General features: G+C 65.5%; 14 protein-coding genes. 5 read left to right on the top strand and 9 right to left on the bottom strand.

The features are described 5' to 3' along the window. Window positions 1–276: 276 nt before the first annotated feature. Window positions 277–516 (bottom strand): hypothetical protein, encoded by a 240-nt coding sequence (locus MLE27_RS05005; protein WP_243310797.1) that lies wholly within the window; start codon window positions 514–516, stop codon window positions 277–279. A gap of 71 nt (window positions 517–587) precedes the next feature. Between MLE27_RS05005 and MLE27_RS05010 the strand changes: the two genes are divergently transcribed. Then, on the top strand, window positions 588–884 hold the full coding sequence (locus MLE27_RS05010; RefSeq protein WP_243310798.1) for a YciI family protein: 297 nt from the start codon (window positions 588–590) through the stop codon (window positions 882–884). On the opposite strand, the gene MLE27_RS05015 is transcribed toward MLE27_RS05010, so the two are convergent. The 6 genes from MLE27_RS05015 to MLE27_RS05040 all read right to left on the bottom strand — a co-directional run bounded on the left by MLE27_RS05015 (window position 881) and on the right by MLE27_RS05040 (window position 6,970). Further along, window positions 881–2,641 carry a M99 family carboxypeptidase catalytic domain-containing protein gene (locus MLE27_RS05015; protein ID WP_243310799.1) on the bottom strand — a complete coding sequence of 587 codons (1,761 nt, stop codon included), beginning with the start codon at window positions 2,639–2,641 and terminating at the stop codon, window positions 881–883. The two genes, MLE27_RS05010 and MLE27_RS05015, sit on opposite strands and share 4 nt — an antisense overlap. Continuing rightward, window positions 2,625–3,413, bottom strand: coding sequence for a hypothetical protein (locus MLE27_RS05020; protein WP_243310800.1), 789 nt, complete (start codon window positions 3,411–3,413; stop codon window positions 2,625–2,627). Before MLE27_RS05020 ends, MLE27_RS05015 begins: the two co-directional genes overlap by 17 nt. A gap of 1 nt (window position 3,414) precedes the next feature. After that, on the bottom strand, window positions 3,415–4,704 hold the full coding sequence (locus MLE27_RS05025; RefSeq protein WP_243310801.1) for a L,D-transpeptidase family protein: 1,290 nt from the start codon (window positions 4,702–4,704) through the stop codon (window positions 3,415–3,417). Window positions 4,705–4,751: 47 nt separating this feature from the next. Then, the gene (gene pyrE / locus MLE27_RS05030; protein ID WP_243310802.1) at window positions 4,752–5,303 is read right to left on the bottom strand and encodes an orotate phosphoribosyltransferase; all 552 of its coding nucleotides are present in this window, start codon (window positions 5,301–5,303) and stop codon (window positions 4,752–4,754) included. Beyond that, the gene (gene purB / locus MLE27_RS05035; RefSeq protein ID WP_243310803.1) at window positions 5,300–6,595 is read right to left on the bottom strand and encodes an adenylosuccinate lyase; all 1,296 of its coding nucleotides are present in this window, start codon (window positions 6,593–6,595) and stop codon (window positions 5,300–5,302) included. Before purB ends, pyrE begins: the two co-directional genes overlap by 4 nt. Before the next feature lie 87 nt (window positions 6,596–6,682). Then, window positions 6,683–6,970 (bottom strand): FmdB family zinc ribbon protein, encoded by a 288-nt coding sequence (locus tag MLE27_RS05040; protein WP_243310804.1) that lies wholly within the window; start codon window positions 6,968–6,970, stop codon window positions 6,683–6,685. A 471-nt stretch (window positions 6,971–7,441) separates the two neighbouring features. Between MLE27_RS05040 and MLE27_RS05045 the strand changes: the two genes are divergently transcribed. After that, window positions 7,442–8,074, top strand: coding sequence for a class I SAM-dependent methyltransferase (locus MLE27_RS05045; protein WP_243310805.1), 633 nt, complete (start codon window positions 7,442–7,444; stop codon window positions 8,072–8,074). 214 nt (window positions 8,075–8,288) lie between these two features. Here MLE27_RS05045 and MLE27_RS05050 read toward each other — a convergent pair whose 3' ends face one another. Both MLE27_RS05050 and MLE27_RS05055 read right to left on the bottom strand, forming a co-directional pair. Beyond that, window positions 8,289–8,825, bottom strand: coding sequence for a C-GCAxxG-C-C family protein (locus MLE27_RS05050; RefSeq protein ID WP_243310806.1), 537 nt, complete (start codon window positions 8,823–8,825; stop codon window positions 8,289–8,291). A gap of 266 nt (window positions 8,826–9,091) precedes the next feature. Beyond that, window positions 9,092–10,258, bottom strand: a complete 1,167-nt coding sequence (locus MLE27_RS05055) for a homocysteine biosynthesis protein (protein ID WP_243310807.1) — start codon at window positions 10,256–10,258, stop codon at window positions 9,092–9,094. 159 nt (window positions 10,259–10,417) lie between these two features. Between MLE27_RS05055 and MLE27_RS05060 the strand changes: the two genes are divergently transcribed. The 3 genes from MLE27_RS05060 (at window position 10,418) to gyrB (ending at window position 16,186) form a co-directional block, all read left to right on the top strand. After that, window positions 10,418–11,725, top strand: a complete 1,308-nt coding sequence (locus MLE27_RS05060; protein WP_243310808.1) for a helix-turn-helix domain-containing protein — start codon at window positions 10,418–10,420, stop codon at window positions 11,723–11,725. A gap of 877 nt (window positions 11,726–12,602) precedes the next feature. Further along, window positions 12,603–13,760: a DNA polymerase III subunit beta gene (dnaN, locus tag MLE27_RS05065; RefSeq protein WP_243310809.1), complete on the top strand. Its 1,158-nt coding sequence runs from the start codon at window positions 12,603–12,605 to the stop codon at window positions 13,758–13,760. Continuing rightward, the gene (gene gyrB, locus MLE27_RS05070; RefSeq protein ID WP_243310810.1) at window positions 13,757–16,186 is read left to right on the top strand and encodes a DNA topoisomerase (ATP-hydrolyzing) subunit B; all 2,430 of its coding nucleotides are present in this window, start codon (window positions 13,757–13,759) and stop codon (window positions 16,184–16,186) included. The genes dnaN and gyrB overlap by 4 nt, the downstream gene beginning before the upstream one ends. The last annotated feature ends 29 nt before the right edge of the window (window positions 16,187–16,215 follow it).

Consider the following 16,215-nt stretch of genomic DNA (forward strand, 5'->3'; position numbering starts at 1 on the left):
CCGCGCGGCGCAAGCCGACATATCGGAAGAATATCGTCATGCGCCGCACGGGCAGGGCCGCTCGGATGACAACACGGTTCACGGCGGCAGCCCGGGGAATGAGGCCTCGCCCTGAGACTTCGTTCCGGGTGGGCATCCGCAGATTTCGAGGGATGGACGTATCGGCACGGGGTGTCGAAGCCGGACGCGAAGCCATATGGGAGTCGAGAGGGAGGAACTCCCTCTCGCGGGGTCCAGGGGCGGCGCCCCTGGCCGCCGGAGGCGTCTCCCCGCCTTTTATACCTGCTTCAGAGCGTCCAGATCGGCCCGGATGGCCGCGCTGACCTTCTCGGCGAAGGCCATGGCGATCTTCTGGGCGTCTTCCAGGCTGCCGAACTTGTCCTTGAGGCTGCGCTGGCCCACCTGCACCTTCCAGCCCGCCGGGGTCAGCCGGTCGTAGACCACCGTGACCAGCAGTGCCTTGCCCAGGCTCATGTAGTAGGTCGAATCGTCGTGCTTGGTCCATTCCGGGGCCATGGTCGACTCCTTGGCATCGTGTGCCGCCACGCGTAGCATGCACCCCGCCAAATAGCTATGTGGAGGGGTTCATGTTCGTCGTCATCCTGAATTATATCAAGCCTGTCGAGGAAATCGACCGCTGGCTGGAGGAGCACCGGGCCTTCCTGGCGGAGAACTATGCAGCGGGGCGCTTCATCGCCTCGGGGAGGCTGGAGCCGCGCACGGGCGGAGTGATCCTGGCCAGGGGCGGGAGCAAGGCGGAGCTGGAGACAATCCTTGAGGCCGACCCCTTCAAGCGCGAGGGCCTGGCCGCATACACCGTGCTGGAGTTCCTGCCCGCCATGCACGACCCTCGCTTCGCCCCCTTCGTGGAGGGCGGGGCCTAGTTCAGGCGCGCTTTTCCGGGTTCGGCGTCCGCCTGGGAGAGGGTCCTGGTGGTGAGCTTCATCACGCCCATGTCCGCGAAGGTGGTGGCCTGGCGAAGCACGATGGAGTCCTTCTCGGTCACTGTGAAGCTCTGGCCCAGGGTGACGGGCGTGTTGGAGGCGAACACCTGCACCATGGCGGCGGGGCCGTTGCCCTGCACGTCGGCCAGGGTGTAGCGGCCCGGGGCCAGCTGCAGCGGTTTGTCCGGCGACCAGGGCACGGTGAGGGCCTTGCCGTCCTGGGTGGTGAGCACCAGGGAGTGCACCACGCGGGGCTTGAGCACGATGGTGAACTTGTCCTTGGCCTGGGACGCGGGCAATCCGGGGGTCTCGCGCACCACCTCGCAGACCACGTCGCCGCCCGGCTGGGGAGCCAGGAATTTGGGGATGAAGCTCTTGGGGTCCAGGATGATCTCCTGCCCGGCGTCCTGCCCGTCGTTCTTGCCCACGCGGCTCACATAGCCCTTGAGGTTGAGCACCTCGTCCTTCTTGCTGCCCCAGACGCCCTCCAGCACCAGCTGGTCGCCCTGCACGGCCTCCAGCGTGCCCCCAGCGGGCACGTGCACCAGCTTGCCGCCCAGCCAGCACACGAACTTCGTCGGCCCGGACTGCTCCGGCGCGGGCCAGGAGCCTGTCCATTGCAGGGTGGCCTTGGCCAGCACCTGGCCGTCGGAGCGCACGTCGAGGGTCTGGAAGGGGGCCAGGGGCAGGCGCGGGGCCTTGGCCAGGTTGAAGCCCGGCCTGTCGGAGGCGAACACGGCGGTGACGGGGCTCAGACCGGCCTGGTCCTGCGGGGGCTCGCAGCGCACGTCCAGCGTGGCCCCGGGGGCCAGGCTCAGGGCGGGCTTGCGGGAGTCGAGCTCCCGGCCGTTGACCACTATCTTCAGGTCGCGCGGGGGGTAGGCCTTGAGGTCCTGCGGGCGCGGCTCAGGGGCGTCCACCTCGATGCCGAACTGGCGCAGGAAAAGCACGGTGCCCTTGAGCTGGGCCGAGACCTTCCAGCCCAGGTCCGTGATGTTCTTGCTGACCTCCAGGGCCACGGCCGGAATGCCCACGCGGGAGAGGGCGTAGTAGGTGAGGGACTTGCGCTGCTCCAGGTATTTGGAGCGGTCGTTGAAGGTGTCCATGTTGAAGAGCTGGAAGTGGTACTCCTTGGGGGAGACGCCCTCGTTGAGCCTGGCCAGCACCTGCCTGGCCGCGCGCTCCAGGTTGGCCACGTTCTTGTAGCCCACCGCGTCGATGATCACGGACTGGCCGTAGCGATTGGGGCCGCGCAGGTCCGAGACCTTGACCGGGTTGTAGAAGCCCGAGCCCTCGTGCAGGTGGATGAGCGCCTGGCTCTGGGAGACCAGGAAGCGGATCAGGCGGGCGAGCCTGTCCTCGTAGAATTCGTTGTAGTCCTGGTCGAAGCGGCGGTTGAGGTCCACGTTGATGGCGCGCCTGCGCTCGTGGATGGAGGGGGGGTTGGCCCTGGGCACCACGATCACGGTGCCCTTGCGCACCTTGGCCCTGGTGAGCAGTTGCGCCGTGAGGAAGCCGCCGGTCTCGTCGCCCTGGATGCCGCCCTGCACGAACACGGTGGGGCCGGGCTTCTCGCCGCGCAGGAAGTGCACGTCCAGCGCGTACTGGGTGCCGGGGAAGAAGGTGACGACCTCGGCCCAGGCCGGCATGGAGAAGAGCAGAAAGAGGATCAGCGCAAGGCTACTGCGTTTGAGCAAGGGGATAGGTCTCGCTGAAGATTGTTTTGCCCGTGCCGTTGGCCAGCACCAGCCTGAACCCGAAGACCTGGGCCGGGTCCAGCCCCTGGGGCAGGGGAGCCTGCACGGACACCTGCTTGAAACGCTGGATGTTGAAGGTCAGCTCGTCCTTGCCGGGCTGCACGGGGAACACCGCGCCTTCGCGGCTGATGGCCAGCAGCTGCCCGCCCCCGGCCTGGGGCTGGGGCATCAGGTTGGAGAGGTCGAACCCGGCCTGGACGCCCTTGGCGTCCGCCTTGGCCCGGAAGTTCTCCACGGCCACCTGGCCCAGGTCCACGCGGCCCATGATGTCCGCCAGGTCGAAGCCCGCGGGCTTCTCCGGAGCGGGGGCGGGGGCGGTGGCGTTCTTGCCCTGGTCCTTCCCGGTCTTGGCGGCCTGCTGCGCGGGTTGGGCGGGCTGGGTCCTGGCGGCGGCGTTTTCGATGCCCAGGCCCGCCAGCAGTTGGGCCAGTTCGGTGGGGTCGGAGGTCTGCAGGAGCTTTTCGATGTTCTGCAGGCGCTCCAGCTTGAGCAGCGTCTCGGAGAGGCGCTTCTCCACGTCGCGCTTGGCGGTCTGCACCTCCTGGGTGCGCCGCCAGAACTCGGCCGCGCCGAACAGCCCGCCCGCGGCGATCAACAGCAGCAGCACCAGGAGGTAGGTGAAGGCGCGGATCCAGCCCACGCGCAGCCTGAGCCTTCTGGCCGGTTCCTGGTCACGGAACCAGATGATGTTGATCTTGCCGTTCGGGGCCATGCTACATCTTGCTCCAGTCCTCTTCGAGGATGGCCCAGCCGTTCCCGACGGGGCCAAGAACCAGCTTCTTGCGGCCCTTGTCCGCGTTGCCGTCCTTGCTGGCGTACTCCTGCACGAACTCCACCTGCACGCCGTCCTGGGTGAGGCTCATCTTCATGTCGCGCAGGGCCACCTTCTTGGGGGCCTTGCTGCCCGTCCAGAGCTGCTGCTTCTGCTCCCGGATGGCGGACTTGCCCCTGCGGTCGCCCTGCACGGCGTTGTCGGCGTAGTACTGCATGTAGTCCGCCACCTTGCCGCGCTCCCAGGCCTGGCGCCAGGCCTCCACCAGGGTGGTCACGTCGGGGCGCACCCGGGCCAGGTACTTGCCTTCGAGGCCCAGGCTCACTTCGTCGTAGTCCATGCCCACGATGACGAAACGGCCCTTGTCGTTGCGCTGCCAGTAGAGGCGCTTGATGCCCTCGCTGCTGAGGGTGGGCGAGCGGTAGAGCTGCCCGAAGTAAGTGACCCAGTAGTCGGGGCCCTGCACGGCGCGCACGTCGTCGAGCAGCACGTGGATCCAGGGCAGCTTGGCGAAGAGCTGGCGCTTGTGGCTGCGGAACTCCTCGAAGGGTTCGCCCTGGGCGATGGAGAACTTGGCCGCGTCGTGGAAGGCGAAGAAATCCTCGGTCTTGCGGGACCAGGCCTTGGCCCACTCCAGGGTGGCGGCCACAACCTCCTGGGCGTCCTTGTTGGCGGCGGGGTTGTCCTTGGACCAGTGCACCGAGTTGGCGATGACCACGGGCAGCACGCGCTTGGTGAGCATGGGGTCCAGGTCCTTGACGTCGCCGTTGTTCAGCGCCACGCAGCCCCGGCTCTCGTTGGGGGTGATGGGCCTGCCCCGGCCGTGGATCCAGATGCCGGAGCCCTTGCGGTTGTTGATGATGTCGATGGGGTTGGGATAGTTCAGCGTGAAGGCCAGGTCGCCGTAGAGGCCGAAATCCAGCCCGCTGCTGATGCGCTGCTTGATGAAGTAGACGCCCTCGGGAGTCTTGAGGTCTCCCTCGCGCCACTTGGTGCCCGGCTCCTGCCCTGTGGTGCAGGGGAGCTGCTTCACCGGCTGCAGCGGGCTCTTCTGCTCGAAGAACCAGAAGGTCTGGGATGACTTGTCCACCGCCAGGAAGCGCTCGGGGCCGTAAGGGTCGGCCTTGAGGTCGGCGGTCCAGCCGTCGTCGGCCCTGGCGATGCCGGAGAGCGTGAACAGGAACAGGGCTGCCGCGATGCAGCCGGAGGTGATGGAACGTGCGTGTGGCAAGGCCACGGTCTTGCTCCTCCTTGAGTAGACGGTGGTCTGAAAGTTCCTCAGCTCCCCTTGGCGGCCACCAGGTCCGCCCGGGTGAAGATGGGCAGCAGCTCGTACCCGGCGGCGGCCAGGTTCTCGCGGCCGCCTTCCTGGCGGTCCAGCACGGTGAGCACGGCCACTATGTCCAGGCCGGCGTCGCGCACGCGCTCGCAGGCCTTGAGCAGCGTCCCTCCGGTGGTGACCACATCCTCGAGCATGGCCACCTTCTGCCCGGGGGCGAAGTTGGCCAGGCCTTCCAGGAACTGGTTGGTGCCGTGTCCCTTGGACTGCTTGCGCACGATGAAGCCGGGCAGGGGCCGCTTGCGGATCCAGGAGACCACGGTGACCGAGCTGACCAGGGGGTCGGCGCCGAGGGTCATGCCTCCGACGCCCATGACGTCGACGGATTCGAGCATGTCGCAGAAGATGGACCCGATCAGAAACGAGCCTTCGGGGTGCAGCGCGGTGGGCTTGCAGTCGAAGTAGTAGTCGCTCTTGCGGCCCGAGGTGAGGACGAAATCGCCCTCACGGTAAGACTTTTCCAGAATCAGTTGCGCGAGCCGCTGTTTCACGATCCGAACACCCTCTTGAATATGAAATCGGCCTGTTTGAGAAAATTCGCGGGATTGAAGATTTCGTCGAGCTTGTTTTCACCCAACTTGTTGACGATGGCCCTATCACGCCGCACTTCGTCGGAAAAGAGCTTTTTTTCCGCCCAGCAGCGCATGGCCACGCCCTGCGTGAGCTCGTAGGCCTCCTGCCTGTCCATGCCGGCGTCCACCAGGGCGATGAGCACCGCCTGGGAGAAGAACAGCCCGTAGGAGCCCCAGAGGTTGCGCTCCATGTTCTCGGGGATGATGCGCAGGTTGGAGAGCAGGTTGGCCAGGCGGTGCAGCATGTAGTCCGCCAGGATGGTGGAGTCGGGCATTATCACGCGCTCCACCGAGGAGTGCGAGATGTCGCGCTCGTGCCACAGGGGCATGTTCTCCATGGAGGCCAGGCCGTTGGTGCGCAGCAGGCGGGAGAGCCCGGCCAGGTTCTCGGCCGAGATGGGGTTCTTCTTGTGGGGCATGGCCGAGGAGCCCTTCTGGCCCTTGCCGAAGCCTTCCTCCACCTCCAGCACCTCGGTGCGCTGCAGGTGGCGCAGCTCCACGCAGATGCGCTCGATGCCGCCGCCCAACAGGCCCAGGGCCGTGAAGTACTCGGCGTGCCTGTCGCGCTGCACGATCTGGGTGGAGATGGGGTCCGGCGTGAGGCCCAGCAGCTCGCAGGTGATGGCCTCCACCTCGGGGGTCACGTAGGCGTAGGTGCCGACCGCGCCCGAAATCTTGCCGATGGCCACGCCCTGCACGGCCCGGGCGAAGCGCTCCCGGTGGCGGGAGAACTCGGCGTAGAACCCGGCCATCTTCAGGCCGAAGCTGGTGGGTTCGGCGTGGATGCCGTGGGTGCGGCCCATGCACAGCCTGTCCTTGTGGGTGTGGGCCATCTCCTTGAGCACGCCGAGCAGCCGGTCGAGCCCTTCCAGGATCTTCTCGCCCGCACGCTTGAGCAGCACGCCGTTGGCCGTGTCCACGATGTCGGAGCTGGTGCAGCCCAGGTGGATGAAGCGGGCCGAGGGGCCCACGATCTCCTCCACGCTGGTGAGGAAGGCGATGACGTCGTGGCGGGTGCGCTCCTCGATTTCGAGGATGCGATCCACGTTGATGTCGGCCTTGTCGCGGATGGTGCGCATGTCCTCTTCGGGGATGCGCCCCAGCCTGTGCCAGGCTTCGCAGACGGCGATTTCGACTTCCAGCCAGACGCGGAACCTGTTCTCCAGGCTCCAGAGGCGGGCCATATCCGGGCGAGAGTAGCGGTCGATCATGTGTGGGGGGGTGGGGGTATGCCCGCTTGCGCGGGGCGTATAAACAGGCAAGGCAGCCTAAGCTGCCTTGCTTACCAGCACATTTCGTCAGTTGCCGGATGCGCAGGTCGCCCCGCAGCCGGCGGCGCAGGGCGAGGATTCCGATTTGGCCGCCGGTGCGGGTTCGCTGGCGGACGCTTCAGTTTTTTTTTCACCCGGCTTGGAGTAGAGATCCGCGTACCAGCCGCCCCCCTTCAGGACGAAGGACGTGCTGGAGATAAGGCGCTCGGCCTTGGCCCCGCAGACGGGGCAGGGCACTTGTCTTTCGGCGAAGTCCCTCTGCCACTCCTCGAAAGTCTGCTGGCATTCGTTGCAGCGGTATTCGTAGATAGGCATGGTTTGCTCCTTGGAAAACAAAAACGTAACAGCACCGGAGATAAGCAGCCCCGGCGCTATTGTCAAATATGGCAAACGCTCAGGCTAGGACTTCTTGGCGGCCTTGGCCTCGCGGATGCGCTCCTTGTTGCGCTCCTGGCGGCGTTTGCGGCGGCGGTCCAGCTCTTTTTTGCGCTCGATCTTCTTGTGGGCCATGATGATTCCTCCTGGGCGGTGCGAACTCGAAAGAAGGCCCCTATGCCATACGTAACGGTGCTGTCAACAATGAAGGCTCTCAGGGGCGAAACGGAAAGAAGGCAATGGAGGCCTCCGGCGGCCAAAGGAACTTCGTTCCTTTGGAATCCCTTTCCGCTTCGCGACCGTTTTCGGCCCGGCGTCCCTGGCCCAGTGTCCCTTGACGGCGTACCCGGCGACCCGGCGGGACTCCCGGACCGGCTTGCCCGCTGCCGGGGCATGCGCTAGCGGGGAGCCATGGAATCTGAAGCCGACCGGATAGTTGGGCTGTACCGCCGCCATGCCCGCGCCTGGGCGGAGGCCCGGGGCGACAGGCTGATCGAAACGCCGTGGCTGGACAGGTTAATCGGTCTTCTGCCCGAAAGCCCCGCCGTTCTCGACATCGGCTGCGGGCCGGGCGTGCCCATAGGGCGCTACCTGATGGAGCGTGGCTGCCGCCTGACCGGGGTGGACTCGGCCCCGGAGATGATCGCCCTGGCGCAGAGTAACCTGGCGGAGGGCAATCTGGAGAAGGGCGGCCTGCCGCAGGCGACTTGGCTCGTGGCGGACATGCGCTCGCTGGATCTGGGCCGGGCCTTTCAGGGCATCCTGGCCTGGGACAGCTTTTTCCACCTGCGCCAGGAGGACCAGCGCCGCATGTTCCCCGTCTTCAGAAGGCATGCGGCCCCACGCGCCGCGCTCCTCTTCACCAGCGGGCCGTCGCGCGGGGAGTCCATGGGCTCGTTCCAGGGCGAACCCCTTTACCACGCCAGTCTGGACCCCTCGGAATACCGCGCCCTGCTCGACGAGAACGGCTTCGAGGTGGTGGCGCACATGGTCGAGTATCCGGCCTGCGGCCGCCACACGGTCTGGCTCGCCCGGCTCAGATGAGCGGAACACCTCGCCTGGCCTGGGCGGCTTTTCCCCGGCCTCTCAAGGAACTTCGTTCCTTTGGAATCCTTTTCCGTTTCGCGCCCATCATCGGCCCCGCGTCCCCGGGCAGGCCCACAGGCCAGACTCAAACACTCAATGCCAAACCGGGGTTCCAAGGGGCGAAGCCCCTTGGCCGCCGGAGGCCTCCTCCCCAAAATACCACCGCACCATCTCACGCCATCAGCTTGAGGGCCTCCCGGGCGGCGGCCTCCACCAGCAGCGGGCACCTGGACTTGAACAGCCCCTTGTCCGCCGCCTCCTTGATGCCCGCGTCCGTGGCCATGTCGGTGCCGAGCAGGGCGGAGCAGTCCAGGTCGCCGAACTCGCCTTTCATGGCGGCCACCAATTGCCGCACCTTGAGCTTCACCGCCTCGGGCGAGGCGCTGTCGCTGTCGCGCCCGTAACGGAGCCCCAAGGCCATCATGGCCCCGGTCACGGCCCCGCAGGTCAGCCCGCTCCACATGCCCGCGGCGAAGGGCGTGGTGACGCGCGTGACCGCCTCCGGCGTCAGCCCTGCCGCGGGGCCAAGCGCCTCCAGCACGGCCTGCGTGCAGTTCCAGTGGGAGAGGAAGCGCTCCCGCGCGAAGGCGGGCGCGTCCGCCCCGGCGGGGGCGGCCGTCGGGGTGCCCGCTTTGAGCGAGATGCCGGCGGCCAGCGCGGCCCCGGCGCAGCAGGCTCCAGCCATAAACATGCGGCGGTTGACAGCCATGAAAACCCTCAGTTCAGATGTGGCGGCCTGCCATCAGGCCAATGCTTCTTAGATATGGTTACTTCCTGGGTGGAAGTAAAGACCCTGATAATTCGCCGCACTGCACCGGCCTGTGGCCGATAGCAGCCCGTGGCGGTGGGATCGCAGAAAAATGACCTCCGGCCTCGGCGCGGATTCGGACAGGTGCTCAACCAGGGGTGGGATCGCCGCACAAAAAAAAGCCCCCCGGCCACGGCGCGGGGGGCTTCTTCGTGCGTATCGGGAGGCTATTCCGAGACGATGCGCTCCTGCGCTTCGGTCAGCAGGAACTCGCCGCGCTCGATCTTGGCCTTGAGCAGCTGGGCGATCTCCAGGGAGAGGGCGTAGCTGGTCAGGGGCACGGTGCGCACGGTCTGCTCGTTGACCTTGATCTCGCCGCTCTTGAGCTCCTCGAAGGTGGGCTGGGCCAGCACGTTGTTGATGCCGGCCTGGTAGTCGTGCCCGTAGTCGCGCACGGGCATGGTGATGTCCGCGTCGCTGACGCCGGTGAAAAAGGCCATGTCCTCGTCAAGGATGGGGATGGGAATGCCCACGCCGACCGACAGCGAGCAGCCGTAGCCCAGGATGGAGACGCCGCGCACCCACTTGGGGTCCATGCCCGCCTTCATGTCGCCCTTGAGCATCAGGGTGCCCGAGGCCGTCAGCGGGATGCCGCGCTCGTTGCGGGCGGGCTTGGGGTTGTGCTGCGTGCCAGCGCCGATGACCCAGCCCGTGCCGCCGCCCAGCCAGATCTTGGTGCCCAGGCCGATGGTGCGCAGATAGGGGTCGTTGAACAGGGGCGAGAGCTGGCCCGCGGTGGCGTAGTTGGCGTTGCGCATGCCGGGCTTGAGCGGGCCCATGTAGGTGTAGGCCACGGCGCTGCCCGTGTTCACGGCCACGTTGTAGCTCTGGTAGCAGTTGCGGGGGTTGAGCAGCTGGGCGTACTTGAGGTCCGCCAGGGTCACGGACTTGTCCAGCTCGCGCCGGGGGTAGCAGTCCGTGCCGTAGGCCAGGGCCTTGAGGCGCACGGCCTTGCCGCGCAGCAGATCCTCGATGACGTGGCCGCCGCCGTAGGTGAAGCGCCCTGGGTGCACCTTGTTCAGGGGGTCGTCGCTGCGGGGCTCGGTGCAGCCCAGGTAGGCGTCCACGGCGGCAAGGCCCGCGTAGCAGGGCACGTCGTTGAGCCACACCTGCGAGGCCTTCATCACCGGGGGCTCTTGCCCGAAGTTGAACAGCATCCCCGAGGAGCACATGGGCGAGAAGGTGCCCGTGGTCACCACGTCCACTTCTTTGGCCGCCGCTGTCTTGCCTTTGGAGCGCACCAGGTCCACCATTTCCTCGGCCGTGAGGATGACGGCTTTTCCCTTTTTGATGCGCTGGTTGATCTCAGCTATGGTTTTCGTAGGCTGGGCCATGCCTCTTGCCTCCATTGGAATCGCAAAATGAGGGCGGATCATGCTCAAAATCGCCGCGCTTGGCAATGGGCCCAGGAGCCCCGCCCGCCGGTTGTTGCGGTCCGGCCCGGATTGGACTAGGCCCTAGGCGTCCCGAACGCCGTCTTTCCCGGTACGTCCGTGCTCAAGAACACACTGCGCAGCCATCTTTTGCAGACAGTCACCGAGGCCGACCTCCAGCGCTGGTTCGACCCCCTTGAACTGCTGCACGACAAGGACTCCTCCGAAGTGGTGGTGGAGTTCCCGCACGCCTATTTCGCCCAGTGGTTCGACGCCCGCGTCAAGGAGCACTTCGAGAAGCAGCTCGGCCTGCTCATGGGCCAGGGCTGCGTGCTGCGCTACCGCAGCGGCACCCGGGACCAGGGGCTGGAAGCCTCCATGCCCAGGCCCCAGCCCGTGAGCGTGGATTTCCCCTTCGGCCACGAGTACACCTTCGAGCAGTTCTTCACCAACCACAAGAACCTCTTCCCCCTGGCTTCGGCCAAGGACATAGCGCAAACCCGCGACCCGAAGTTCAACCCGCTGGTCATCCAGGGCGAACCCGGCACGGGCAAGACCCACCTCATGCGCTGCATGGCCAACGAGGTGAGCAAGGGCGTGGACAAGAAGCTCGTGTTCGTGGGGGACATGGACGAACTGGCCGAACTCTACGTCTCTGGCAGCAGGGACCCCGGGCAGAGCGTGCGCACCGGCCTGGCCGCCTGCAAGGCATTCTTCCTGGACGACCTGCACCGCCTGGATAACTACCCGCTGCTGGCATCCGAGATTCTGAGCCTGTTCAACGCCTACATCAACTCGCGCAGCCTCATGGTCTTCACCACGGCCATGCCCCTCGGAGCCTGCGCCGGGCTGCCCCCCGAGCTGCGCACGCGGCTCGAAAGCGGTCTCATGGTCCAGCTCGCCCCGCCGGACCTGGACGTGCGCATGAAATACGTCCAGGACCGCAGCCAGAAGAAGCAACTGCAACTGAGCAAGTCCCAGATGCTCACCCTGGCCCAGAGCCACAGGGATTTCCGCGGCCTGCTCGGAGTGCTCAACAAGTTCCAGGCCTTCCGCGAGCTTCTGAAGCGCGACATATCGGACGCCATCTTCGAGAACATCCTGGGCCGCTCCAAGACTGCCAAGGCGGCCAAGGCCACGCCCGATTCCATCCTGGAACTGGTTGCCGAGCGCTTCAAGGTGGACAAGCGCGACCTGCTGGGCTCCAGGCGCACCAAGGACCTGGTCCTGGCCAGACAGGTGGCCATGCTGCTCTGCCGGGAGGAGCTGGGGCTCTCCTACCCGGCCCTGGGCAAGCTCTTCGGCGGGAAGGACCACTCCACCGTGCTGTACGGTGTCAAAAAAATCCATAAATTGCAGAACAATAGTAACGATATGAAAAATCTTGTGAACTCGCTGCGGAAAAGCTGTCAGCAAACGAACGCCTGAGTCGCCTTCCGGCCCCTGAAAACGCCGTCCGGTTCGTTTCCCGCACGAGGATAATCACTTTTTTAATGTTTCATTCAAGCTGGTTGCGTGCATTTGGAACAAAAGCGGCCCCTCTACAAAAGCTACTAATTTTTTCAAATACCCTTGAGTAGGAAGAAGAGACGCCTGTTCCTTCCGGGCGGATGGGAGAAGAACCTAAGTGCGGCCCAGCCTCCCGGATGAAAACCCGCGAGAACTGGACGGGGCCTGTCCGGGCTGTGCCGGTGCAGGACATCCCTCCAGACCGGAACATTCCAAAAATGGTGGCCCTGGTTTCTTTTTCCCCTTGCAGGCAGGGCGGTCCCTGCGCGGGGAATGAAAAGAGCTCCTAAAGGGAGAGAGGCAATCAGAAGAAGGCGCATGCGCCGGACCGGCGCCGTCCGTCCTTGGGCAGATTCCCCGTATCGCCCTGACCCCACCAGTGAGTCATCAGGTCGCACGCGCGCAATGGTCGAACAGGCCGGGGAGCGGATCTCCGGTTGCGAGTCCTCCGGGCGCGTGCGCGCCATGGAACCCTGAGCCTGACGAAGCCTCCGGGAGGGTGTTCGAGGCGGTGTTTCCCGTGATCGGGCGAAGCTGAAGTCGTCGTGTTGTTTATGACATGGCGCGCCCCAGGGGCCTGCGCCTAAGGCTCTCGCGTCCTGTTTTCCGGGCCGGGGAGGGCGGCCTTGCGGGGCTTGGCCCGGTCCCCGCGGCGGGCTGGCGCTTCGGCCCGCCAACCCGCGCCATTGCTTGATCCACAAGGGCTTGTGCTTTGGTTTTTTTTCCGTATACTCCCGCTTGCCCCAACTATGATCCAGACAATTCCCGACCATAGCCGCCCAAGGAGATGACCCCAATGTTCGTCAAGGTCACCAGAACCGATATTATCGAAGGCCTGCAGAAATCCGCCAACATCATCCCCGCCAAGACCGGGGCGGCCTTCCTGCGCACCATCTGGCTCTCAGCCGAGAACGGCGCTTTGCGGATCATGTCCACCGACTCCTCGCTCGAGTTCGTGGGCTCCTACCGCGCCGAGGTGGTGGAGCAGGGCCTGTGCGGCGTGCAGGGCCGCTCCTTCTTCGATCTGGTGCGCAAGCTGCCCGCCGGCGAGATCCAGCTCAAGCTCGACCCCACCGGACAGACCCTGCTGGTCAGCCAGGCCGGGCGCAACTACAAGCTGCCCACCAGCGAGAAGAGCTGGTTCCAGCCCTTCGCGGAGTTCCCCCAGGGCGAACACGTGATGTGGTCGGGCGACTTCCTGCAGGAGCTCATCGACCGCGTGTTCTTCTGCGTCTCCGACGAGGACACCATGGAGGCCATGGCCTGCATGTACATGCGCGCCGTGGAGGAGAAGGTCGAGGTCTGCGGCCTGAACGGCCACCAGTTCGCCATGTGCGGCTTCGTCAACGACGACGTGCGCGGCATGCTGCCCCCCGAGGGCGTGCTCATCCAGAAGAAGTACGTGCTGGAGCTCAAGAAGTGGCTCACGGCCGACGAGATCGAGCTGGCCATCAGCCAGAAGCGCCTGTTCTTCCGCACGCAGGACCAGCGCGAGAGCTTCAGCCTGCCGCTCTCCTACTTCCAGTATCCCGACTACAAGAGCTTCGTTGGCAAGCTCTCCACCCCGGGCGTCTCCGAGCTGCAGGCCGAGAAGGCCGCGCTCTCCGAGGCCCTGGACCGCATTTCCATTTTCAACACCGACAACAACCGCTGCACCTACTTCCAGCTCGAGACCCCCGGCCAGCTCACCCTGCAGTCGCAGGGCAACGACACCGGCGCGGCCACCGAGTCCATGGAAGCGGGGTTCGCCGGCGAGCTCAAGAAGATCGCCTTCCCCACGCGCGACCTGCTGGAGATCCTGGGCCACTTCCATTCCCCCAAGGTGCGCTTCACGCTCACCGGGGCCGAAGGGCCTTGCGGCATCACCGGTGAGGACGACGCCGACTACCTGGTCATCATCATGCCCATGAAGATCGTGGAGGAGACGTACTACAGCGAGGAAGCCTCCGCATGAACCAGCCTTCCCAGCCTTCCGGTAAAACGTACGACGCCGCATCCATAACCGTCCTGGAGGGGCTCTCCGCCGTCCGCAAGCGCCCCGCCATGTACATAGGCTCCACGGACATCCGGGGCCTGCACCACCTCGTCTACGAGGTCATGGACAACTCCATCGACGAGGCCATGGCCGGGTATTGCGACCGCATCCGGGTGGTCATCCACCAGGACAACTCGGTCACCGTGGCCGACAACGGCCGCGGCATCCCCGTGGACATGCACCCCAAGGAGAACCGCCCGGCGGTCGAAGTGGTCATGACCGTGCTGCACGCGGGCGGCAAGTTCGACAACGACGCCTACAAGGTCTCCGGCGGCCTGCACGGCGTGGGCGTCTCCTGTGTGAACGCCCTGTCCGAGCACCTTGAGGTCACCATCAAGCGCGGGGGCTTCCGCTACCGCCAGCGCTACGAGCGCGGCGTGCCCGTGACCCCGGTGGAGAAGCTGGGCGAGGCCGAGGGCACCGGCACCACCGTGCGCTTCCTGCCCGACGAGGAGATCTTCGAGACCGCGGACTTCAACTTCGCCACCCTGTCCAAGCGCTTCGAGGAGCTGGCCTACCTCAACTCCGGCCTGACCATCGAATTCAAGGACGAGCGCACCCAGGAGGAGGCCCAGGTCTTCCATTACGAGGGAGGCATCCGCCGCTTCGTGAAGGACCTCAACTCCGGCGAAATGGCCATCCACGAGCTCATCTCCGGCAGCGCCACCGTGGACTCCACCATGGTGGACTTCGCCCTGCAGTACAACGCGGGCTACAAGGAGCAGATGCTCACCTTCGTCAACAACATCCGCACCCAGGAGGGCGGCACCCACCTGGCGGGCTTCAAGACCGCGCTGACCAGAGCCATCAACGTCTACGTGGAGAAATCCGGGCTCATCAAGAAGCTCAAGCAGAAGCTCACCGGCGACGACGTGCGCGAAGGCCTCACCGCCGTGCTCTCCGTGAAGATTCCCCAGCCGCAGTTCGAGGGCCAGACCAAGACCAAGCTGGGCAACTCCGAGGTGGCGGGCCAGGTGGCCAAGGTGGTTTTCGACGCGCTCAACACCTACTTCGAAGAGAACCCCAAGGACGCCAAGCTCATCGTGGACAAGAGCGTTGACGCCGCCCGCGCACGCGAAGCAGCCCGCAAGGCCAAGGATCTGGTGCGCCGCAAGGGGGCCCTGTCCGACAACGCCTTGCCCGGCAAGCTGGCGGACTGCCAGTCCAAGAGCCCGGAGCTCTCCGAACTGTTCATCGTCGAGGGCGACTCGGCAGGCGGTTCGGCCAAGCAGGGGCGCGACCCCAAGTTCCAGGCCATCCTGCCGCTGCGCGGCAAGATCCTGAACGTGGAGAAGACCCGCTTCGACAAGATGCTCGGCAACAAGGAAATCAGGGCGCTCATCACCGCCATGGGTCCGGGCATCGGCGAGAACGAGGTGGACCTGGAAAAGCTGCGCTACCACAAGATCGTCATCATGACCGACGCCGACGTGGACGGCGCGCACATCCGCACCCTGCTCTTGACCTTCTTCTACCGCCAGTACCAGGAGCTCATCGAGCGCGGCTACCTCTACATCGCCCAGCCCCCGCTCTACCGGGTGCACAAGGGCGACTGGGAGCGTTTCATCAAGGACGAGAAGGAGCTCTCCGAGTTCCTGCTCTCCCGCGTCACCGAGGACCTCTCCATCACCTGCCAGAGCGGCGCCGTGTTCAACAACGGCCCCCTTCAGGAGATCCTGGCCAAGATCCAGCTCCTGCAGACCCGCTTCGGCGAGGCCCAGCTCTACGGCATCCCCGAGCCCCTGCTCTGGGCCTTCCTGGACCACCCCACCCGCATCCAGCCCGCCGACTTCGAGGACGGGGGCGAAAATGCGGGCAACAATGGGGGAATTGGCGCCCTGCGCACCTTCCTGGCCGAGCGCGAGTACACCCTCACGCTGGACGTGGAGCAGGACGAAGCGGGCGAGAGCCGCACCTGGTGCGTGTTCGTGAACCGCAACGCCGTCAAGACCAGGCTGGCCATCGAGTTCTTCTCCTCCCGCGTCTACCGGGCCTGCTGGAACACGCTCAACGAGCTGCGCCAGACCCTCGGCGGCGAGGAGTTCACTCTGACCCGCAAGGAAGCCAGCCAGAGCGTCCAGGGCGTGTTCGGCCTGCTCAAGACCGTGCTGGACGAGGCCCACAAGGGCATCAACATCCAACGCTACAAGGGCCTGGGCGAGATGAACCCCGTGCAGCTCTGGGAGACCACCATGAACCCGGACAAGCGCACCTTCCTGCGCGTCTCCATCGACGACGCCGTGGAGGCCGACGACATCTTCTCTGACCTCATGGGCGACAAGGTCGAGCCCCGGCGCGAGTTCATCGAACGCAACGCCCTCTCCGTGAAGGAGCTCGATATCTAGGTTGTGCCCGGTGGAGCAGGGCGGGGGAG

This window comes from Fundidesulfovibrio agrisoli, from assembly GCF_022808715.1.
GTDB lineage: Bacteria > Desulfobacterota > Desulfovibrionia > Desulfovibrionales > Desulfovibrionaceae > Fundidesulfovibrio > Fundidesulfovibrio agrisoli.